The organism is Grimontia marina (genome assembly GCF_900060185.1).
GTDB lineage: Bacteria > Pseudomonadota > Gammaproteobacteria > Enterobacterales > Vibrionaceae > Enterovibrio > Enterovibrio marinus.
The window spans coordinates 1-19,043 of record NZ_FIZY01000020.1 but is presented as its reverse complement, the minus strand read 5'-3'; the positions used below and the strand labels follow the sequence as shown (position 1 = coordinate 19,043).

The 19,043-nt window shown below is 47.6% G+C and carries 24 protein-coding genes and 1 pseudogene; 12 read left to right on the top strand and 13 right to left on the bottom strand.

Annotation, left to right across the window (positions count from 1 at the left end; translation table 11 throughout):
• Window positions 1-45: 45 nt before the first annotated feature.
• Entirely contained in the window at window positions 46-909 is an 864-nt protein-coding gene (locus GMA8713_RS11800) for a YicC/YloC family endoribonuclease (RefSeq protein WP_062709730.1), read from the bottom strand.
• A 181-nt stretch (window positions 910-1,090) separates the two neighbouring features.
• Here GMA8713_RS11800 and rph point away from each other — a divergent pair, with 181 nt between their 5' ends.
• Together rph and pyrE are read left to right on the top strand one after the other, a co-directional pair.
• Window positions 1,091-1,807, top strand: coding sequence for a ribonuclease PH (gene rph, locus GMA8713_RS11795; RefSeq protein WP_062709727.1), 717 nt, complete (start codon window positions 1,091-1,093; stop codon window positions 1,805-1,807).
• A gap of 111 nt (window positions 1,808-1,918) precedes the next feature.
• On the top strand, window positions 1,919-2,560 hold the full coding sequence (pyrE, locus tag GMA8713_RS11790; protein ID WP_062709724.1) for an orotate phosphoribosyltransferase: 642 nt from the start codon (window positions 1,919-1,921) through the stop codon (window positions 2,558-2,560).
• Between the two features lie 59 nt (window positions 2,561-2,619).
• Here pyrE and slmA read toward each other — a convergent pair whose 3' ends face one another.
• The 3 genes from slmA to coaBC form a co-directional block, all read right to left on the bottom strand.
• Window positions 2,620-3,210 (bottom strand): nucleoid occlusion factor SlmA, encoded by a 591-nt coding sequence (gene slmA / locus GMA8713_RS11785; protein ID WP_062709721.1) that lies wholly within the window; start codon window positions 3,208-3,210, stop codon window positions 2,620-2,622.
• Between the two features lie 208 nt (window positions 3,211-3,418).
• Window positions 3,419-3,874, bottom strand: coding sequence for a dUTP diphosphatase (gene dut / locus GMA8713_RS11780; RefSeq protein ID WP_062709718.1), 456 nt, complete (start codon window positions 3,872-3,874; stop codon window positions 3,419-3,421).
• Window positions 3,875-3,894: 20 nt separating this feature from the next.
• Window positions 3,895-5,118 carry a bifunctional phosphopantothenoylcysteine decarboxylase/phosphopantothenate--cysteine ligase CoaBC gene (gene coaBC, locus GMA8713_RS11775; RefSeq protein ID WP_062709714.1) on the bottom strand — a complete coding sequence of 408 codons (1,224 nt, stop codon included), beginning with the start codon at window positions 5,116-5,118 and terminating at the stop codon, window positions 3,895-3,897.
• Between the two features lie 227 nt (window positions 5,119-5,345).
• On the opposite strand from coaBC, the gene radC reads away from it, so the two are divergent.
• From radC to mutM, 5 genes are all read left to right on the top strand, one after another.
• Window positions 5,346-6,020 (top strand): RadC family protein, encoded by a 675-nt coding sequence (gene radC, locus GMA8713_RS11770; RefSeq protein WP_062709710.1) that lies wholly within the window; start codon window positions 5,346-5,348, stop codon window positions 6,018-6,020.
• 287 nt (window positions 6,021-6,307) lie between these two features.
• Entirely contained in the window at window positions 6,308-6,544 is a 237-nt protein-coding gene (gene rpmB / locus GMA8713_RS11765) for a 50S ribosomal protein L28 (protein ID WP_046307935.1), read from the top strand.
• Between the two features lie 13 nt (window positions 6,545-6,557).
• Window positions 6,558-6,725 (top strand): 50S ribosomal protein L33, encoded by a 168-nt coding sequence (gene rpmG / locus GMA8713_RS11760; RefSeq protein ID WP_002535344.1) that lies wholly within the window; start codon window positions 6,558-6,560, stop codon window positions 6,723-6,725.
• A gap of 168 nt (window positions 6,726-6,893) precedes the next feature.
• Window positions 6,894-7,400, top strand: a complete 507-nt coding sequence (locus GMA8713_RS11755; protein WP_062709707.1) for a hypothetical protein — start codon at window positions 6,894-6,896, stop codon at window positions 7,398-7,400.
• Window positions 7,401-7,404: 4 nt separating this feature from the next.
• Window positions 7,405-8,214 carry a bifunctional DNA-formamidopyrimidine glycosylase/DNA-(apurinic or apyrimidinic site) lyase gene (gene mutM, locus GMA8713_RS11750; protein WP_062709704.1) on the top strand — a complete coding sequence of 270 codons (810 nt, stop codon included), beginning with the start codon at window positions 7,405-7,407 and terminating at the stop codon, window positions 8,212-8,214.
• Window positions 8,215-8,244: 30 nt separating this feature from the next.
• On the opposite strand, the gene coaD is transcribed toward mutM, so the two are convergent.
• Window positions 8,245-8,739, bottom strand: coding sequence for a pantetheine-phosphate adenylyltransferase (coaD, locus tag GMA8713_RS11745; RefSeq protein WP_062709702.1), 495 nt, complete (start codon window positions 8,737-8,739; stop codon window positions 8,245-8,247).
• A gap of 184 nt (window positions 8,740-8,923) precedes the next feature.
• Between coaD and GMA8713_RS11740 the strand changes: the two genes are divergently transcribed.
• Complete coding sequence (locus GMA8713_RS11740; protein ID WP_062709699.1) at window positions 8,924-9,961, top strand: glycosyltransferase family 9 protein; 1,038 nt, start codon at window positions 8,924-8,926, stop codon at window positions 9,959-9,961.
• On the opposite strand, the gene GMA8713_RS11735 is transcribed toward GMA8713_RS11740, so the two are convergent.
• The gene (locus tag GMA8713_RS11735) at window positions 9,954-10,736 is read right to left on the bottom strand and encodes a glycosyltransferase family 2 protein (RefSeq protein WP_062709697.1); all 783 of its coding nucleotides are present in this window, start codon (window positions 10,734-10,736) and stop codon (window positions 9,954-9,956) included. The two genes, GMA8713_RS11740 and GMA8713_RS11735, sit on opposite strands and share 8 nt — an antisense overlap.
• Window positions 10,733-11,788 carry a glycosyltransferase family 9 protein gene (locus tag GMA8713_RS11730; protein WP_062709694.1) on the bottom strand — a complete coding sequence of 352 codons (1,056 nt, stop codon included), beginning with the start codon at window positions 11,786-11,788 and terminating at the stop codon, window positions 10,733-10,735. Before GMA8713_RS11730 ends, GMA8713_RS11735 begins: the two co-directional genes overlap by 4 nt.
• A 98-nt stretch (window positions 11,789-11,886) precedes the next feature.
• On the opposite strand from GMA8713_RS11730, the gene GMA8713_RS11725 reads away from it, so the two are divergent.
• On the top strand, window positions 11,887-12,588 hold the full coding sequence (locus GMA8713_RS11725; protein WP_062709691.1) for a 3-deoxy-D-manno-octulosonic acid kinase: 702 nt from the start codon (window positions 11,887-11,889) through the stop codon (window positions 12,586-12,588).
• Here the strand turns inward: GMA8713_RS11725 and waaA are convergent.
• A complete protein-coding gene (waaA, locus tag GMA8713_RS11720) occupies window positions 12,585-13,847 on the bottom strand; it encodes a lipid IV(A) 3-deoxy-D-manno-octulosonic acid transferase (RefSeq protein WP_062709889.1) in 1,263 nt (420 codons plus the stop codon). The genes GMA8713_RS11725 and waaA overlap by 4 nt on opposite strands.
• A 73-nt stretch (window positions 13,848-13,920) precedes the next feature.
• Entirely contained in the window at window positions 13,921-14,082 is a 162-nt protein-coding gene (locus tag GMA8713_RS27700) for a hypothetical protein (RefSeq protein ID WP_198159491.1), read from the bottom strand.
• 118 nt (window positions 14,083-14,200) lie between these two features.
• Here GMA8713_RS27700 and GMA8713_RS28100 point away from each other — a divergent pair.
• Window positions 14,201-14,628 (top strand): annotated as a pseudogene (locus GMA8713_RS28100) (transposase); the annotation flags it as partial.
• Here GMA8713_RS28100 and GMA8713_RS28095 read toward each other — a convergent pair.
• The gene (locus GMA8713_RS28095; protein WP_084387716.1) at window positions 14,591-14,803 is read right to left on the bottom strand and encodes a glycosyltransferase; all 213 of its coding nucleotides are present in this window, start codon (window positions 14,801-14,803) and stop codon (window positions 14,591-14,593) included. The pseudogene GMA8713_RS28100 and the gene GMA8713_RS28095 overlap by 38 nt on opposite strands.
• 256 nt (window positions 14,804-15,059) lie before the next feature.
• Here GMA8713_RS28095 and GMA8713_RS11710 point away from each other — a divergent pair, with 256 nt between their 5' ends.
• Window positions 15,060-15,998, top strand: coding sequence for a WavE lipopolysaccharide synthesis family protein (locus GMA8713_RS11710; RefSeq protein WP_062709688.1), 939 nt, complete (start codon window positions 15,060-15,062; stop codon window positions 15,996-15,998).
• On the opposite strand, the gene GMA8713_RS11705 is transcribed toward GMA8713_RS11710, so the two are convergent.
• The 3 genes from GMA8713_RS11705 to GMA8713_RS11695 are packed head-to-tail and all read right to left on the bottom strand — an operon-like array spanning window position 15,988 to window position 18,682.
• Entirely contained in the window at window positions 15,988-16,716 is a 729-nt protein-coding gene (locus GMA8713_RS11705) for a glycosyltransferase family 2 protein (RefSeq protein ID WP_062709685.1), read from the bottom strand. The two genes, GMA8713_RS11710 and GMA8713_RS11705, sit on opposite strands and share 11 nt — an antisense overlap.
• The gene (locus tag GMA8713_RS11700; RefSeq protein WP_062709682.1) at window positions 16,713-18,296 is read right to left on the bottom strand and encodes an aminoglycoside phosphotransferase family protein; all 1,584 of its coding nucleotides are present in this window, start codon (window positions 18,294-18,296) and stop codon (window positions 16,713-16,715) included. The genes GMA8713_RS11705 and GMA8713_RS11700 overlap by 4 nt, the downstream gene beginning before the upstream one ends.
• Complete coding sequence (locus GMA8713_RS11695; protein ID WP_062709678.1) at window positions 18,287-18,682, bottom strand: HAD family hydrolase; 396 nt, start codon at window positions 18,680-18,682, stop codon at window positions 18,287-18,289. Before GMA8713_RS11695 ends, GMA8713_RS11700 begins: the two co-directional genes overlap by 10 nt.
• 178 nt (window positions 18,683-18,860) lie before the next feature.
• On the opposite strand from GMA8713_RS11695, the gene GMA8713_RS28090 reads away from it, so the two are divergent.
• Window positions 18,861-19,043 (top strand): hypothetical protein (locus tag GMA8713_RS28090; protein WP_232314422.1); only part of this gene is annotated, 183 nt, incomplete at its 3' end.

Here is a 19,043-nt window from a genome sequence, read left to right as displayed (position 1 = left end):
AAAAAGCCCGGCACAAAGACCGGGCTCTTCAGCTTTTCGTATTGATTACTCTATGTTCTGGATCTGCTCGCGCATTTGCTCGATCAGCACTTTTAGCTCAACGCCAGAAGCGGTAATATCCGTACTGATGGATTTTGAAGCCAGCGTGTTCGACTCGCGGTTGAATTCCTGCATCATGAAGTCCAGGCGACGACCACAAGCGCCACCTTTTTTCAGGATCTTCTTGGTTTCTGATACGTGGGAGTCAAGGCGGTCCAACTCTTCCGCGACATCAGATTTCTGAGCCACCAAGATGATTTCCTGCTCTACGCGGTTGGCGTCCAGTTCGACTTTTGCTTCTTCCAGCTTGGTCAGCAGTCGCTCACGTTGCCACTGCAGGATTGCCGGCATTTTCGCACGTACTTTCGCCGCTTCAGCAGCAATGCCTTCCAGACGCTGTTCAATCAGCGCTTTCATGTTGTCGCCTTCGCTGGCGCGGGCAGCGATAAAGTCATCAACGGTTTTGTCGAAACCTTCCAGCAAGGCTTTGTTGATCACATCCATGTCCTGCTCTGGGGTTTCCATCACACCCGGCCACTGCAGTACCTGAAAAGGACCAATATTGCCCTCGCCGGACATTTCTTTGATCCACTTAGCCGCGTGAATCACTTGTTTTGCCAGTTCTTCATTGATTTTGAGCTCAGTGTTAGCTGATTTATTGGCTTCAAAGCGCAGGTTACATTCCACCTTGCCGCGTGCAAGGCGGGAGCGGAATCGCTCACGAATAATAGGTTCAAGGCCACGGAACTGCTCTGGCATGCGGATATAGGTTTCGAGGTAACGTTGGTTAACCGAGCGGATTTCCCAAACGGCTGTGCCCCATGTGCCCTTGATTTCCCGACGGGCGTAGGCAGTCATACTGTGGATCATTGAAGTTCACTCATTGCTGAAAGTTGCGATGATTATACGCAGTCGCTGCCTTTTATGTCAGCAGCATGACGGGAAACAGAAGAAAAAAGCTGACAAGATCGCATTGTATTAGCGTGTAAAAGGTGAAGCCGTTATAATCGCCGGTTAACGAAATTCAGCATTTATAAACAAGGTGAATCCTATGCGTCCTAGCGGCAGAGAAGTTGGTCAAATTCGTCCAGTCACAATTACCCGTCATTTTACCGCCCATGCGGAAGGTTCTGTGCTGGTGGTATTTGGTGATACCAAAGTTATCTGTACCGCAAGTGTTGAAGAAGGCGTGCCGCGTTTTCTGAAAGGGAAAGGACAAGGTTGGGTCACCGCTGAGTACGGCATGCTACCACGTGCGACCCACACTCGTAACCGTCGTGAAGCGGCAAATGGTAAGCAAGGTGGCCGCACCATGGAAATCCAGCGCCTGATCGCCCGCAGCCTGCGCGCTGCCGTGAACCTTGAAAAGCTGGGCGATTTCACCATCACCGTTGACTGTGATGTTATTCAGGCTGACGGCGGTACCCGCACAGCATCCATTACTGGCGCAAGTGTGGCGATGGCCGATGCGCTGAACAAGCTGGTTAGCGAAGGCAAACTGGCAGAGAACCCAATGAAAGGTCATGTTGCCGCTGTTTCTGTGGGTATCTTTGAAGGTACGCCAATCTGCGATTTGGAATACGTAGAAGACTCGGCAGCAGACACGGATATGAACGTGGTGATGCTGGAAGATGGCCGCATGATTGAAGTGCAGGGTACTGCAGAAGCAGAACCGTTTACTGCCGATGAGCTTAATGCCATGTTGTCTTTGGCAACCCAAGGCATTCAGGACATTGTAGCGATTCAGAAAGCAACGTTAATTGATTGATGAGAAAGCGGCTTCTATTGGAGCCGCTTTTTTTAACCTAATTTTGAGTGAGGCGGATGCGCCTCGGGTAAAACCGGCAAGCTAGCCGACTTTTGTTCGACAGGAGAGAAAATGAAAGCCTATCAGCGTCAGTTCATCGAATTCGCATTGGAAAAAGAAGTCTTGAAGTTCGGTGAATTCACTTTGAAGTCGGGTCGTAAGAGCCCTTACTTCTTTAATGCCGGTCTGTTCAACACAGGCAGGGATTTGGCGCGTCTAGGCCGTTTCTATGCCGAAGCGCTGGTTGAGGCAGGTATTGAATACGATCTGCTGTTTGGTCCCGCGTACAAAGGCATTCCCATTGCGACCACCACAGCGGTTGCGCTGGCTGAACACCACGATGTGGACACGCCATACTGTTTTAACCGTAAAGAAGCCAAAGATCACGGTGAAGGTGGCAATCTGGTCGGTAGTGCGCTGGAAGGCCGTGTGATGCTGGTAGATGATGTGATCACTGCAGGTACGGCGATTCGCGAGTCGATGGAAATCATTCAGGCGAACGGTGCTGATTTGGCCGGTGTGTTGGTGGCGATTGACCGTCAAGAGCGCGGTAAAGGTGAGCTTTCTGCTATTCAGGAAGTCGAGCGAGACTTTGGCTGTCAGGTGGTTTCCATTATCAGCCTTGGCGATTTGGTGACGTATCTGGAAGAGCAGGGCGGTAACCCAGAACAATTGGGTGCAGTAAAAGCATATCGCGCGGAATACGGTATCTAACCTGTTCCACAAAAACCTAAAGGCTGCATAATGCAGCCTTTAGGTTTTTAGCGGCTCAATCAGTTCAGTTGAGCACTCAACAGTTGCCAGTATTGATCAAATTCATCGGTTGGCGCGTATTTGAAGTTTGAACGCACGAATCGGTTCAGACTACCTTCCACTTGTCCAAGGAGTTGCGCAGCCAACACGGTCTCATCAACCGTGAAGCCTTTACCCTCACGTAGACGGCGTTCACGAAGTACCTGACGCAGTTGGCTCTCGATTTTTTCGAACAGTTGGTTGATGCGACCTTGCAGTCTGTCCTGCTCAAACATCAAGGCATGTCCAGTCATGATCCGCGTCAGTCCTGGATTGCGCTCACCGAAAACTAACAGTAATTGAAGGATCAAGCGTAGACGTGTCATCGTATCTTTTTCATCGCTTTGGATACGGTTGATGCGGGTGATCAGTGACTCTTCGATAAACTCAATCAAACCTTCAAACATACGCGCTTTGCTTGGGAAGTGGCGGTATAACGCGGCTTCAGAAACGCCTACCTGCGCAGCAAGTTTAGCGGTGGTAATGCGTTGACTGCCCTGATTGGACTCCAGCATTTGAGCCAGGGCCTGGAGGATTTCCTCTCTGCGATTCTGCTTTTTTTGGCCAGCCATGAATAGATGGTTCCTTTATTGTTCTTGGGGTCACTGACCCGAAATCTAGGCTGAAGAGGCGCTATATTAACGATGGCCTCTCTGTATTAAAAGAATAATGCACCTTGATTGCAGGTGAAGCCTACAGTAATTCCCGAAACCGTGAATACGGCATAAAAAACGCCACACTCATGTGGCATTTTTCTGACTTTTCACCGCGTTATCGCTGTTATTTTGTACCTGAGTGTCCAAATCCTCCGGCACCACGTTCTGTGGCATCGAAGTCTTCAACGATATTGAAATCGGCCTGTACAACTGGCACAAAAACCAGTTGCGCAATACGCTCACCTGGTTCAATGGTAAAGGTTGTATTGCCTCTGTTCCAGCATGAAACCATGAGTTGGCCTTGATAATCTGAATCGATGAGGCCAACCAAGTTACCCAGCACGATGCCGTGTTTATGGCCTAGACCTGAGCGAGGGAGGATAGTGGCTGCGAGAGAAGGATCGGCAATGTGGATTGCGAGGCCAGTTGGCAGAAGCTCAGTTTGGCCTGGCTCCAGTGTCAGCGGAGCGTCCAGTGCGGCGCGAAGATCCAAACCTGCGGAGCCTTCTGTGGCGTAAGCTGGCAGTGGAAATTCGTTGCCGACGCGTGGGTCGAGGATTTTCAAATCGATTTTTTTCATAACCTAGTTCCGCTGTGTACTTATTTGATGTTGTAGAGTGCTGTAATTTCGCTGACAAGCTGGTTGCCAATGTCTGATTTGCTTGCCAGTGGGAGTGCTTTGTCGCCTTTCGACCAATAAAGGTGAAGTGCGTTCTGGTCGCTGTTAAAACCTTGTCCTTCCCTGGAGACATCGTTGGCGCAAATCAGATCCAGATTCTTCTTCTGTAGTTTAGCGCGTGCGTACTGCGCCACATCCTGGGTTTCAGCAGCAAAGCCGACGGTAAAAGGACGATTCTCTTTCATGGATGCAACGGAAGCGACGATATCAGGATTTTTGACCAGCGAGATTGTCATATCATCTTCACCGTCTTTCTTCTTCATCTTCTGGTCGGCCACATTGGCTGGTCTGAAATCGGCGACTGCCGCGCAGGCGATGAATATTTGATGGCTGGAAGCGTGGACATGGACAGCGTCATGCATTTCTTGGGCACTTTCCACGTTTACACGGTTAACGCCATCAGGAGTGGGTAGATTCACAGGGCCACTGACCAGAGTGACGTTCGCTCCTCGCTTTGCAGCAGCAGCAGCAATGGCATAACCCATTTTGCCTGAGCTGTGGTTGGTGAGGTAGCGAACCGGGTCGATGGCTTCGCGGGTTGGCCCTGCAGTAATAAGAAATGAAGTGCCTGTGAGTTCGTCCTCAGTGAAGTGGTCTTCAACCAAACCGACCAACTGCATAGGCTCCAGCATACGTCCTGGGCCAACATCGCCACAGGCTTGTTCACCGCTTGCTGGTCCCCAGATTGGGTAGCCGCGACGCTTGAGGGTCGCTAGGTTTTCCTGTGTGGCAACCGCGCGATACATTTGCTGGTTCATGGCTGGCGCAATCGCAACTGGCGCATCTGTCGCCAAACATAGTGTGGTGAGAAGATCGTTGCCCATACCCGCAGACACGCGAGCAATTAGGTCAGCAGTGGCGGGTGCTAGTAAAACTAAATCCGCCCATTTTGCGATTTCGATATGCCCCATTGAGGCTTCAGCGGCAGGGTCAAGCAGACTGTCAGACACAGGGTGGCCCGAAACCGCCTGCATAGTTAGCGGCGTGATAAACTCTTTTGCCGCGTGGGTCATTACGATACGAACTTCTGCGCCACGTTCAATCAGGCGGCGTGTCAGATCCGCACATTTATAAGCAGCAATACCGCCGCCGATACCTAACACAATCCGTTTGCCCGACAGGGTCTGAGTGATTTTCTGAACCATAACTTAACTAGCCGATGCATAATTAATCGAAAGATAACACAAAAGACTAGGTAAGCGCCTCTTACGCTCCGATGAATGTGAAAGTAGATGTATAACAAGTCGAAATGTAATTGTGCGTCCAAATACTGAAGGCGGAGAGATGCTTTGGTCGCATGTTGATATTCCTTCAGTTGACGATTTTTTAAGGGCAGCTGACGCTTGTGGCTTTTCCCAGAATAGAGAGTGTCATGTCTTTAAAAAATATGCCGGAAGAATGTCGGCCTCGGGAGAAGTTACTGGCGAGAGGTTCTGAATCTCTGACCAATGCTGAGCTTCTGGCTATCTTCCTTCGAACTGGTGTGAAGGGCATGAATGCGATTGAACTGGCCAGCTACCTTTTGGAAGACTTTGGCTCACTGCGGGGATTGATGCAGGCTGAATTAAAGCAGTTTAGCGAACGCAAAGGGTTAGGGTCTGCAAAATATGCACAGCTTCAGGCTGTTCTTGAACTCAGCAAGCGTCATCTTGGCGAGACACTGGCAAGGGAAGATGCACTTTCTAGCCCGGCACACACAGCAAGGTATCTCTCTGTTAAATTGCGCGATCGTCCGCGTGAAGCCTTTTTGGTGTTATACCTTGATAATCAAAACCGTCCGATAAAGGACGAAATTTTATTTGAAGGCACGATCAATGCGGCGGGTGTTTACCCAAGAGAAGTGGTAAGGCGGTGCCTGGATTTAGGCGCCAATGCAGTGATTCTGGCCCATAACCACCCGTCAGGGGTTGCTGAACCCAGTGCTGCGGACCGTCACATTACGAACAGAATCGGCGATGCATTAGCTTTAATGGACATTCGATTGCTCGACCATATGGTGATTGGGGACGGGGATGTGGTATCTTTCGCCGAGCGTGGTTGGATTTAAGAGTATTCACTTACTCTGGTCGTCTTTAACACCTTCTCTCTAAATCGGTAGAAAGCTGCTTACATGGCGTTTTTTCTGGGGACGAGTGAGGTTTACCTCAGGTCAACGCCACCTAGGTTGCTAAAAAACGATCAAAAACTGTCAAAAGGATCTGCTCGGGACTTGAGCAATGGAAAGACAGTTAGTATAATGCGCCACCTTTGATAGCCTTGACGTAGAGCCTGACCTTGTTTGCAGGACTGGCGGACAAGGTTGATATCGAGCTGAAACGATTTGGAGAGACATTCATGTCACGAGTATGCCAAGTAACTGGCAAGCGTCCTGTAGTTGGTAACAACCGCTCTCACGCTAATAACGCCACCAAGCGTCGTTTTCTGCCGAACCTGCAAACTCATCGTTTCTGGGTAGAAAGCGAAAACCGCTTCGTTAAACTGCGTCTTACCCCTAAAGGTATGCGCATCATCGACAAGAAAGGTATTGATTCTGTTCTGGCAGATATCCGTGCCCGTGGTGAGAACGTTTAAGAGGACTTAAAGAATGGCTAAAGGCATTCGTGAGAAGATCCGCCTGGTATCATCTGCTGGTACTGGTCACTTCTACACTACTGATAAAAACAAACGTAACATGCCGGGCAAGTTCGAGATCAAGAAATTTGATCCAGTTGTTCGTCAACACGTTATGTACAAAGAAGCAAAAATCAAGTAATTGGTTTTCGCCTCTGATAAAGAACCCGGCTTTGGCTGGGTTTTTTTATATCTGTAAATCAGTGGCTTCGACAGACATCCAAACAGCTTGATGACTTTTGAATGCGAGTATTTTTAGTCTGTTTAGGTGTACACTGAGAATGACGATTGAAGATACTAAGAGTGAGTGATGGCTACACCGTCCCGCAGAACATTCAACAACTTCCTTATCTTGGGGATTTTGGCGTTTATTACACTGATAAACCTGCCAACCTATCTCAGAAGCCAACTGGCAGAAAGTGAGGCTGAACAACCGGTTGAACAAGTCCTTCCTGATGGGATTATTGCTTTGATGCCATCCGATGTGGAAGTCAAAGCGCTGCGCTTTCCAAAATTTACCCTCACCAATGCCATGCCATGGCAAACCGATACAAAGCTCTCTATCTCAGCCACTGAGTTAGCAAACCGATGGATTAACCTGTCTGGCACAGAAATCGACACGGACACCTACGACAAGTTAAAACCTAGTCTTCGTGAGCCGGCGACTTTGGTGGTGGATAGAGGTGAAGCTGTTGAGCCCTTACGTCTGACCTATTATCAATTGCCTCAATTCTGGCTCATCCAAAACTGGGAAAACCGTTGGCTTGCGGTCTCAGTTGATCCAAACTACCTGTTCCCATTTGCCAACCAGAATTAGCAGGATGCCAGAATTACCGGAAGTTGAAGTGAGCCGTATGGGTATTAAGCCCCATGCGACGGATCAGGTGGTCACCAAATTGGAGGTCAGACAGCCCAAGTTGCGTTGGCCTGTTCCGGACACCTTATTTGACATCGAAGGTCAAACAATTCGTGCAGTGAAACGCCGCGCAAAGTACTTGCTACTGGAAACCGATATTGGCTATGCGCTGGTGCATTTGGGGATGTCCGGCAGTTTACGAGTATTGCCAAAGGCGACAGCGCCGGATAAGCACGATCATGTCGATTTACACCTCTCCAATGGAAAAGTGATTCGCTACAACGATCCGCGTCGATTTGGCGCGTGGCTTTGGCAGGAAAAGGGCGGTGATCATCCAGCTTTAGAGAAACTCGGTCCCGAGCCACTCACTGACGCGTTTACTGGTGAATATCTGTTTGAAAGGGCGCAGGGGAAACGTACGGCTATTAAGCAATTTATTATGGATAACGCCGTCGTCGTCGGGGTGGGGAACATCTACGCCAATGAATCTCTGTTCACCTCTAGAATCCACCCAAAGCGTCCAGCAGGACAGCTTAGCCTCGAAGAAGCCAATATGTTGGCGGCAGACATCAAAGGCGTTTTGGTGACTGCCATCAAACAAGGTGGCACGACGCTGAAAGATTTCACTCAAGCTGATGGCAAGCCTGGCTACTTTGCGCAAGAGTTGTTGGTGTATGGCAGGCAAGGTAAGCCGTGCCCAGAGTGTGGCACTGAGCTTGAGAGCGTGAAGATTGGGCAGCGAAATACGGTGTTTTGTCCCGAGTGCCAAAAATAACTAAGCCCGCTTGAGCGGGCTTTGTCGTTGTTATTTCTTCAGTTGAGATTTCAATGCTTTGAGCACTTTAGGATGAACAAAACCACTGGTGTCACCGCCATGAAGGGCTACCTCTTTCACCAGCGTGGAAGAGATAAACGAGTTTTCTTCAGACGGCGTGAGAAAGACGCTTTCAAGTTCCGGCATCAAACGGCGATTCATGTTCGCCAACTGGAACTCATACTCAAAATCGGAGACTGCACGAAGTCCGCGTACAAGGATATTTGCCTGATACTGTTTGGCAAAGTCCACCAAAAGGCCTGAAAAACCCACCACGCTGACATTGTCGAGATGTTCGGTTACCGCTTTTGCCAATTGGACACGCTCTTCAAGGTCAAACAAGGGCTTTTTGCTTGGGCTGGCAGCGATACCCACGACGACTTCATCAAACATCGAAGCCGCACGCTCAACCAAATCAACGTGGCCATTGGTAATCGGATCAAAAGTACCCGGATAGATCACGCGGGTAATGGCTTTCTTGCTCACAGTCGTATCCTGCAATTTTCTAAACTGGCGACATGCTATCAAAAACTCGTGGAATTTGATTCCCTACTACAACCCAAGATGATGAAAATACCAACAGATCCGACACTTTTTCTTTCCATCCAACGCTTAGCGACAAGCCGTTCATCAGGTATGATCGAGGGAGTCTTGGCGTTAGGTAGCGATAATGAAAAAAATCCTTGTCATCAGAAACGATAAAATTGGCGACTTTATGCTGGCATGGCCGGCATTTGCCATGTTGAAGCAATCTATGCCAGACGCAGAAATTACCGCTTTGGTGCCGTCCTACACCAAAGCGTTAGCTGAGCTTTGTCCTTCGATTGACAAGGTACTGGTAGATTGTGGCAAGAAAGCGGATAAGCTGAATAAGAAAGAGCTTGTCAGCCAAATTAAAGCCGAGCAGTTTGATGCTTCAATTTGTCTGTTTTCAGACAGCTACAACGCTTTGCTGGTCTGGAGAGCTGGCATTCCTTTCCGATTGGCACCAGCCACGAAAATCTCCCAGTTTCTCTACAATCACCGCGTGACGCAGCGTCGTTCACAATCGGCTAAGCCTGAGTTTGAATACAACCTCGATCTCGTGCGTGCTTTCCTCGCGAAGCTGGGCGTGGAGGCGAAAGAAGTTAGTGCGCCTTACCTGTCTTTTTCGCACGAAACACTGTTAACGCAAAAGCAGAAACTCTCAGCGGCATTAGGACTCAGCGCCGATAAACCTTGGCTTTATGTACATGCAGGGAGTGGCGGCTCAGCGAACAACCTGTCACTGACACAGTACACAGATTTGGTCGTTGGTATTGCCTCAGATAAAGAAATTGAAGTGGTACTTACCGCGGGTCCAGGGGAAGAAAAGAAAGCTGCGGAACTGCAATCCCTGCTAGCGGAAAAGTCGGTTCACGCTGTCGTCTATGACAAGAACGACGGCTTGCAGGATTTCACCCAATCCATCGCATGCGCAAATGCATTTATTGCAGGTTCCACAGGGCCTTTGCACATAGCAGCCACGGTTGATGTGCCAACCATCGGCTTTTTCCCTGCCAAACGCAGCGCCACACCACTTCGCTGGAAACCGATCAATAGTGAAGGGCGCCATATTGCGTTTGCGCCGCCAGCAGCGAAAGACAAGGAAGAGGCGGCAGACATGTCTAAGGTTGCAATCGAAGCCATTCTGCCAGACGTGAAGAATTTCCTGGGGCGCGTTATTTAGCGGCGCGACTGTCGTTAGCCCGGATCCATAAATCAGCGTATTTCACAAAAGTGGAGTGCGCTGAAAGCACCGCAATTAAAAATCCCTGCTTGCCATCCAAGAAACCACGTTTCAGCAAATACATCTTAAGAAAACACCCCAATGCATGAAGAATTCCTTGGCTGATACTGCTTTTCTTTCCCCGAGCCTGACGTCCGTCTGCCCATGACTTGGCATAGAATGCAGACTTCACCAGATACTGGTGAAGATCCCGATAAGAATAATGCAGCATATCGCCATTAAGCGTTTGCTTGGTAGAGCCTTCCGGCTCAATGATTTTCTCGTGCACCAGTGCGTCGTTGTAGCCAGTTAGCTCGCGAGGATACAGGCGCACGATTTTGTCGTACCAACCCGAGTGTTTGAGGAATCGGCCAAAGACCCACGTCGTACGGCGAAGAATAAATAGCGTGTTTTGCGGAGGGTTAGCAAGTACGTCAAGAATACTTCTTTTAAGCTCGTCAGTGATCACTTCGTCCGCATCAATCGCCAGCACCCAATCTTTGGTGGCGTGGCTCTGTGCAAGCTGCTTTTGCTTACCAAATCCGGGCCATTCTGCGTTTACATGGACCTTAGCACCCGCGGCTTCAGCAATAGCTATGGTGTTATCTGTGCTGCCAGAATCGACAACAATGATTTCGTCTACCCAATCCAGAGAAGCGAAGCATTCAGGCAATATCTGCTCTTCATTTTTGGTGATGATAATCGCGCTGATGGTAGCGCGTTGAGCCTGACTCATAACAGTTCCTCTTTTTCGGTGACTTCATCGAATCGAGCTATAACCGACTCAAACGTAATGCGTTTCATGGCGTTTTCATCTTTCACTCTGGTGCGCCAAGAGACCTCTTCGACTGTTTTACCCGTCTCCGCTTTTATCGCTTCGGCATAAGCACTTACCACATAGTGTCGCCAGTTATAAGGGCCAGTTCGTGCTGGATTGTGATGAGCATAGAGTCCAATCACGGGTGTACCTACGGCATTGGCAAGGTGAGCCGGGCCGCTGTCGGGTGCCAGTACCAAAGAAGCGTGTTTTTCCAATGCCAATAATTGAAGAAGGGTGGTTTTGCCAATCAGGTTTTTAACGGGTTGCGATAGCTGGCGTTCAATCGTCTGGCCCAACTCGACCTCAATTTTTCCGGGACCACCTGCGAGGATAACGTCAAAACCTTTACGTAATGCATGCTCGATGACCCCCGCGTAGCCTTCTGCGGTCCAGTTTTTAAATGCTTTGCTGGCTGCTGGCGCAACCACAAGGGTAGGCTTCCCATTCATTTGGCCTTCTGCCCAAGTGAGGTTCTCATCCGCAATGGGTAATGACCATGTTGGCGTTTGGGGCTGGATCCCCAGTGCTTCAGTGAACGCCATAAAGCCGTCAAGAACATGAAGTGATTGGGGGGATGGCACTTTGACATTGGTAAATAAGGATTGAAGGTCGCTAGCTCTTACTTTGTCGAAACCGAGTCGGTATTTGGCTTTGATGCCGACTGAAAGCAAGCTGGCACGAATGGCGCTTTGCATGTGCAGAAGCGCATCAAATTTTTGCCCTTTCAGTGATTGCCACACCGCTTTCATTCCCTTGAATCCCTGCTTCTTATCAAAGGCAATGATAGTGACATTGGGTAAAAGAGGCGTCAGCAAAGCGGCCTCTCCTTTGCCAGCTATCCAGGTGATTTTGGTATAGGGCCATTGAGATTGAATGGCCTGAACGGCAGCCATTGCGTTGCATACATCACCAATCGCTGAAAGACGAAGGACACAAAGGGACTGAGGTGCGGTGGAAAAAAGGTCCATGATGCTGCTTATGTGGTTATCTTGCCTGAAATTATGCAGTTGCCGATCTGCAATGTAAAATGCCTTCGATGAGAATAGGCCGATTAATGGGAGTGCCTGTGGAATTGCTGGCTGATAACAATGTCCGTGTTTGGTTCGACGAGGCTTTGCTGCAAGAAGATGCATTGAAAAGTTTCGACATTGCTTTTTGGCAAGATAAAGGCGCGGTGATCGGGTCAGCTACAGGTCGTGGCACTACCTGGTTTGTGAAAACGGAAACCGTTCCTGCCGCCCTGCGTCATTATCGCCGAGGTGGATTATTTGGCAAATTGGTTAGCGACAGTTATTTCTTTACCGGGTGGGAAAGTACTCGCTCTGCCGCGGAATTTAACCTGCTCCATTACCTGCGTGAACAGGGCATTCCTGTGCCACGCCCTTTGGCAGCAAGAGCGATGAAAGACGGGCTGACCTATCAAGCCGATATTCTGGTCGAAAAGATTGATGGTGCGAAAGACTTGGTTGATGTGCTGAGTGCCTCTCCGCTCACTGAAGACAAGTATCGCGACATGGGAAAGCTGGTTCGAAAGCTCCATGATGCAGGCGTTTGTCACACTGATCTGAACATTCACAATATCCTGCACGACGACAAAGACGCTTTTTGGCTTATTGACTTTGATAAGTGCGACCGTCGCTCAGGTGAGGGTTGGAAAGCCGCAAACTTGAGCCGTTTGCAGCGATCGTTTCGTAAAGAGGTGGGCAAACGCCAAATCCAATGGCAGGAGTCAGACTGGCAGTTTTTGCTTCAAGGCTACGGCCATTAACTTTCAATCCACTGGCTAACAGTGTCGAGCGTTTTCGAGACAGCGCCTTTGTTCTTCTCCATCACTGATAATGCAGCTTTGCCGGCTTTTTCACGCTGTTCACTGTTATTTAGCAGCGAGACAATCTGAGCGGCTATCTCTGCTGAGTTTTCTTTTACCGTGCATGCACCGACATCGATAAGCTGCTCAGCAATCACTTGAAAGTTGAAGTAGCTTGGGCCAGTTACCAGTGGCTTGGACAGCGAAGCCGGTTCCAAAAGGTTATGTCCGCCAACTTTATCGCCAATAAGACTCCCCGCCATAAAGCTCATATCGCTTGCTGCAAAGAGGTTCATCATTTCGCCCATGGTATCGCCAAGGTAAACCTGAATATCTGGGCTGACTACCTGCCCTAAGCTACGTCTTGCCAGCGAAAACCCATGAGATTCGACGAGGGTCGATACATCACTAAAGCGCTCAGGATGCCTTGGAACCAATATCATCAGAGCGTCAGGCTGGCTTTCAAGCACTAACTTGTGCGCGTGCAGCAATATTTCATCCTCGCCGGGATGTGTACTCGCGGCTATCCAAACGGGTCTTTGGGCAAGCTGTGACTTCAGCTCAGTTACTGCAGGTGAGTGGATGTCAAAGTCTGGCAAATCGAATTTGACCGAACCGGAAACAGAAACATTATCTTTGCTGACACCAAGCTCGACAAAACGTCGGGCATCATCGTCGAATTGGCAGAGAATATGATTAATACTGTCAGAAAGTATTCTAAATAGCGCTTTGATTCGTTGGTAACCGCGTTTTGATTTTTCAGAAAGGCGCGCGTTCATCACAACAACGGGAATACCCGCCTTTTTTACTGTGGTCAGAGTATTAGGCCACAGCTCGGTTTCCATAATCAGCATGATTTTTGGGTCAACACACTTGATAAAGCCCTTAACCGCAATGCTAAAATCGATGGGCATGTACCTATGCTCTATACCTTCAATCTTCGAGGCAATTTCTGCACCTGTCGCAGTGGTAGTAGTCACCAGAATGGCTTCATTGGGATAGCGTTTTTGTAGTGCTTGAATGACGGGTTTAGCGGCAATCACTTCACCGACAGAGACAGCATGGATCCAAATGGGCTTCTCCCCGTTTAAAGGTGGCGTGCGTCCAAAATGCTCAACCCAACGTTTGCCAACTTTGGGTTTTCCATCTTTGGCGCGGTATAGGCCAAAGAGCAGAAACGGAGCGGCGATAAGCAATAAAAAAGTATAGAGAAAGCGCACGGCTGAGCCTTTTTTGAAAATTGAAAGGCTAGTGTACAAAGGGCTCTCTTAAGAGAGAACCCCTTCTCGAAAACTATCGTTGTCTTGTTAAACCTTCCTGGGTGAGAAGCACTTCGACCTGTTCGGCATAATCGACTTTGTGGGTGTACTTTTCGCTGTCGCATGCGGCCACAAGATTTACAACAATGAAAAAAGCAGCCAGCCAAAGAATCTCTTTGATGAGGCGATCTGGCATTTCAACGCGCCATTGCTTTGCTGCAACCAAGATCGGAATTAACGCGATTGTTTACTCCCCTTATGTTGAGACAGTCTGTCTAAACTGGAGTTTTCTGCCACATAAAAGCAAGAGCACCATGAAAAAATCACGCTTCACCGAATCTCAGATCGTCTCCATCCTCAAAGAGGCTGATGCAGGCGTGAAAGTGGATAATATTTGCCGCTGGCATGGCATCAGCAATGCGACCTATTGCAACTGGAAAGGCAAATATGGTGGCTTGGCTGCTTCAGAGCTCAAGCGCATTAAAGAGCTTGAAGCAGAGAATGCCAAGCTGAAGACGATGTCAGTCTCGAAAACCATGCCATGAAGGACTTGCGTGTTCACGATGTTGAAGTTACTGATGCAATTAATGCGGTATTGGAAAAAGCGCCCAATGCCAGATTTTGGAAATGTTTTTGGCTAATAAAGCGAAAGCACAAGCGGTTCAATCATAAATGCGTGTACCGTGTTTACTGTCGCATGGGTCTCAACCTACAACACCGTCAAAAGCGTGTGTTGCCTCGTTAAAGGGTAAGTGGACAGCAGTGAGCGCAGCTTCCTTTCCAAAGTTTCTGGAAAGGTTCAGCAATTTAACGCGCTTATCCAAGAGAGCCATATCTTTGAGTACGGCTAGTGTGTTGTCTTTACTGCCATGATTTACAAATACCAACTCATAGGTAAAGCTGGTCGGTTCTAGTATTTCAGTGATTTGCTTGTGAAAGGTTTATAGCAATTTCTGTTCGTTATAGCACGGGCAAATAATTGAGATATTGGGTTGGTCCATTTTAGCTCCAGTAGATGCACTCAAGGAAAGGAGGTTATGAAAAGTTACCAATATTGCGTGATTGGAACAGGCTCTTATTTCCAATGATTGCTGTCCCTGTGATCACGATATTGTATTCGGTGGAACGATATTCAATACTGTGCCAATTTGGTTGTTGAGCTGATGAATGCTAATGAGCACTAAGATCCAAGATGAAGACATTACCTTTGTTGTCCAAGGCCCAGTTCAAGGCAGTGATATCCGTTCTCAGATCCCGGGGATAACCCAGCGATGCTTGGAGAGTGTAAGACGTTATTTTCCAGGTGCGACGATTGTTTTATCAACTTGGAAAAATCAAAAGTTTGATAACCTCGATTACGATGTGTTGCTTGAACTTGACGACCCTGGGCAAAACACTGTTTTCAATAACGATGTGGAACAACGCCTCAACAACAACAGACAGTTGTACTGTACCCACCAAGGCTTGAAAGCCGTGAAAACTCGCTATGCGGTGAAACTGCGTAGCGATAACCTTCTTTCTGGGCGGCGGTTTGTGACGCTTTTTGAGCAATACCACAATGCTAATAGAAGAGCTGAAGATGCTTTGTTTAAATCTCGTGTTTTAACAAGCAGTGCCTTTTTCATCTCCCATCATCGCGGTGCACCGAATTACTTCTGCAAGAGTGATTTGTTCGACTTTGGCCTTACTTCCGATCTGTTAAAAATATGGTCAGGCAAGCTGTTGGATGACCAGTACTTTTACCCTGTGCCAGGTTATAAAAGTCGCCCTCCAGCGACAGAGCAATTTTTATGCTTGAAATGGATTTCTGAACTTAAGGGTTTAGATTTAAAAATTAATACCCGGGTGAATGATGATGCGGGATTGGGAAGCGATTTTTGGGGGCGTTGCATTGCTGCAAACTTGATTGTGGCAAAACCGGAAGAAATTGGACTGGATACAACGAAGCGTTTTTACAATCGCGGAAATCTGGTATTCGAATACGATTTGGCTGACTGGAAAGAGCTGGCAGGCATTGAACCTCAGCCGTTTAATGTAAAAAAAGCGGTAAGGTGTTTTCGAAACACTGTCGAAAACACATACCGCTTTTTTTATCAGACCTTTAAGCGTTAATCGTTTTAAACGCTTCATACTCATCGGGTACGCCACAGAAAATGACGTCCTCTCTAGGAATGAGATGATAATGGACTGACTTGCCCTGCTGAATGAGGTAATTGTATAGCGGGGCGACATACAGCTCACCTTTTTCCCAAAGGCCTTCTCTTTCTAAGTAGAAATTATACGCTTCAAGAAAATCTGCTGTTGATGCAAAGTGGTAAAGACCCGTACAGCAAAGATCTGAAATTGGACGCTTTTCTGCTGTTTCGGTAACTTCCGTTGAGGCGTTACATTTTGGAAGTACGAAAGACCAATTGTCACCGCTTCCTTGAAATACCTCAAGATAACTGTCTTTACTTGGTAGTAAAGCAGCAGGGAACTCGAACCCGGGGCGGAAGGTATCTATGTTAAAAATAGTGATTGGCTCTGCGGCATCGCTGCAGCCCTTCAATCCTTGGAAAACGGTTTCTGCTTGTCCGCGTGTCTCGCTTTCCAGTGCAACCACATGACATGTTTTGATACCCAACGACTTTGCCTTCTCTGAGACAAACTTAGGCGTGTCGAAAACATCTCTAACAATAAAGAGAAATGGCTCTGACTTGAAATAGCGCTCGAAACTTTTTACGGCATGTTCGAATACAGTAATGCCTTTCGCCTCGAGCATATATTTAGGCTCTTTATAACCTGCTTTAAAAAAGCGTGAGCTGAGGCCTGCCATTGGTATAACAATCACGATTGAGACTCCTCGAGTAGATTGGCTATTCTGAAAGCATTGGCAAACAACGCAAACTGCCTTGCTTCATCATCGCTGTGCAGCGGTAGCATTGATAAGAAAAGATGCAACTGCATGGCAAGTAACTCTGTATAACTGACACCATATTTTTGCTCGATCTTTTCCACAAACATGGCTTGAATTTCATGCAGTGTACCGCTTGAAGAAAGCTCGAAAGAAATGCTGTAATCTTCGCGGGTCAGTGTGTAGTAGCCTGCAATAATCCAATCATATTCACCAATAATTGAATGGCTCAACTTGGCGATGTCATACCGTATATCGCCATAAACTGAAAATTCACCATTGGACGTCAAGCCGCGAGGGTCGATGGTTTTAACATTCGATGTTCTAAAATCGAACAGAATATTGCTAAAACAAAAATCGCCGTGAATGACACTGATTGCCCCTGGAGCTTTTGGCAAGCGCTTATTCGCCAGAGCCAATAGACTATCGATAGAGTGTTTGGATTGCCCGTTTACGTGCCAAACCGCGTTGCTATCAATGGAAAAAGACTCACAAAATGAAGCCAGCCTTTCCTTGGTTTTATCTTTAAATAGGCGATCAAGTGTGTCAGAGGAGTCGTCAGTGTTTGTATAAAGCTGACACGTATCCAGAAAATCAAAGCACCCAGCAAGAATACGCTTCCATGTCATGACTGGCAGGCGACCAAAAACAAACAGCTCGTTCAGTGCAGTATGATGGAGGTACTCCAACTCGTACGACACATTTTCACTGCTCAGTTCAACGCCCAACAATTGAGGGAGAAATTTTCGTAGTTTTGGCGGCACATTCTGGAACCAAAGGGCTTCCGCTTGAATTTTGTTGTTATTACTGCTCGATTTTTTTACGCAATCAGCAGAGATTATAAGCTCATTGAAACTGCGTTGTGTGGTAAACGCAGCTTTGGAGTGAAAATAGGTGTGAATGTGACCGTAATCCAGCCAATCTTCAACATACAGTGGTTTCATGGGGTGCTTAGCATGGTAGTCATTCACACCTTCTAGAAAATGCCATCGTTTAGCTATGAGGGACTTAATAAGTGCTGAAGGGTTTTCAAACTGAAAGTAGCCGTTTACCACTGAATGGGTATTTTCAGTTTGGAGGTTTGAGCCCTCTTGCAGCCAAGGCTCATCACCACTATTGATGTATGCCCACTGATAGTTATCTTCTACATGGCTCACAGCAATGCAATTTTCTTGCTCGGGGTAATTGAGAAAAAGTGTGTCACCGTAAAGAAGACTCAGGCTTTCTTCTGTGCGATAGTCGATGAGATTAAGCGCTGCGACGATAGATTCACCCAAACTAAGATCTTCTGGCAAAAATAAAATGTTGACCTTGTTCGAAGCCAGCCAATTGAGATCGTGTTTATCGACGTTGAAACTCTCGGGCAGTGTCATATAGACACTTTTGCCTTTGGGGATGCGAGCAATTTGATGCTGAAAGAGACGCTTATTTCCGAGAGGTAAAAAGGCTGGCGGAAGCGCGCCAAACTCCGACTGGAGCTCAGCCGTGCAATATGCCCCTGATGCGATCAAGAACATAGCTTTTGGATCTCCACCTTTTCTTGCTCTAAAAGCGCTGTGATTTCGTCAAAGTTTTTAGAGGTAAACTCACTTGGACGAATTGCGCGATCGTCGATGTAGAAACCTTCTTTTCCACACCAAGGTTTACCGACTAATACTTCATCGTATGGGACATTATGCCTGTCCAGCCAAGCGGTGATGATTGGTAGGGTATGTATATTGATTTTACCCACATTACCTTCGTAGGTACGCATATTACGTGCTGTACTAATTACAATGCTAAACCCTTGGTTTTTGTAGTTGCGAAGTTGCTCAATAACAGGAAGATTTGGAGATACTCTCTCGTAGTCGTTTGTATCACCGAGTGTGATAGTATGATCTAGGTCCACAATTAACTTTTTCATTACAGGCTCAGGTAATTTGACATTTGAGTTCTACTCCGAAACCACTTTAGTTTCAGAAAAGCGTTTTTGCTGAACAGCTAGGGGCAGTGTAGCCCAAACCCAGTCTCTACTTCATATTGGATATAGCGAAGTGTCTCACACCACATTTGTCCGGAGTAGGCTTTTAAGATAGCGAAGAGTGGATAATTTATTTTGTGTCACTATTCTGAAGTTAGGAATAAACGAGCTAATTTCGTCGGCCCTGAAAAAGCCGTTTTTGCCATTAAGAAATCAAGCAAAAAATAGGGAAGCTGAAATACCAGCTTCCCTATTTTTTAGACAACTGCGCCTGCTTAGTCGCAATAGCATCCTTGTTCATTGT

Bases quoted from the DNA above. Each gene is read 5' to 3' on its own strand.
- pyrE (WP_062709724.1), top strand. From the start codon at position 1,919: ATGAAAGCCTATCAGCGTCAGTTCATCGAATTCGCATTGGAAAAAGAA.
- GMA8713_RS11730 (WP_062709694.1), bottom strand. From the start codon at position 11,788: ATGGACCTTTTTTCCACCGCACCTCAGTCCCTTTGTGTCCTTCGTCTT.
- GMA8713_RS11710 (WP_062709688.1), top strand. From the start codon at position 15,060: ATGAGCACTAAGATCCAAGATGAAGACATTACCTTTGTTGTCCAAGGC.
- rpmB (WP_046307935.1), top strand. From the start codon at position 6,308: ATGTCACGAGTATGCCAAGTAACTGGCAAGCGTCCTGTAGTTGGTAAC.
- GMA8713_RS11800 (WP_062709730.1), bottom strand. From the start codon at position 909: ATGATCCACAGTATGACTGCCTACGCCCGTCGGGAAATCAAGGGCACA.
- rph (WP_062709727.1), top strand. From the start codon at position 1,091: ATGCGTCCTAGCGGCAGAGAAGTTGGTCAAATTCGTCCAGTCACAATT.
- slmA (WP_062709721.1), bottom strand. From the start codon at position 3,210: ATGGCTGGCCAAAAAAAGCAGAATCGCAGAGAGGAAATCCTCCAGGCC.
- GMA8713_RS11695 (WP_062709678.1), bottom strand. From the start codon at position 18,682: ATGAAAAAGTTAATTGTGGACCTAGATCATACTATCACACTCGGTGAT.
- GMA8713_RS11755 (WP_062709707.1), top strand. From the start codon at position 6,894: ATGGCTACACCGTCCCGCAGAACATTCAACAACTTCCTTATCTTGGGG.
- GMA8713_RS27700 (WP_198159491.1), bottom strand. From the start codon at position 14,082: ATGCCAGATCGCCTCATCAAAGAGATTCTTTGGCTGGCTGCTTTTTTC.
- GMA8713_RS11700 (WP_062709682.1), bottom strand. From the start codon at position 18,296: ATGTTCTTGATCGCATCAGGGGCATATTGCACGGCTGAGCTCCAGTCG.
- radC (WP_062709710.1), top strand. From the start codon at position 5,346: ATGTCTTTAAAAAATATGCCGGAAGAATGTCGGCCTCGGGAGAAGTTA.
- rpmG (WP_002535344.1), top strand. From the start codon at position 6,558: ATGGCTAAAGGCATTCGTGAGAAGATCCGCCTGGTATCATCTGCTGGT.
- GMA8713_RS11735 (WP_062709697.1), bottom strand. From the start codon at position 10,736: ATGAGTCAGGCTCAACGCGCTACCATCAGCGCGATTATCATCACCAAA.
- mutM (WP_062709704.1), top strand. From the start codon at position 7,405: ATGCCAGAATTACCGGAAGTTGAAGTGAGCCGTATGGGTATTAAGCCC.
- GMA8713_RS11740 (WP_062709699.1), top strand. From the start codon at position 8,924: ATGAAAAAAATCCTTGTCATCAGAAACGATAAAATTGGCGACTTTATG.
- coaBC (WP_062709714.1), bottom strand. From the start codon at position 5,118: ATGGTTCAGAAAATCACTCAGACCCTGTCGGGCAAACGGATTGTGTTA.
- dut (WP_062709718.1), bottom strand. From the start codon at position 3,874: ATGAAAAAAATCGATTTGAAAATCCTCGACCCACGCGTCGGCAACGAA.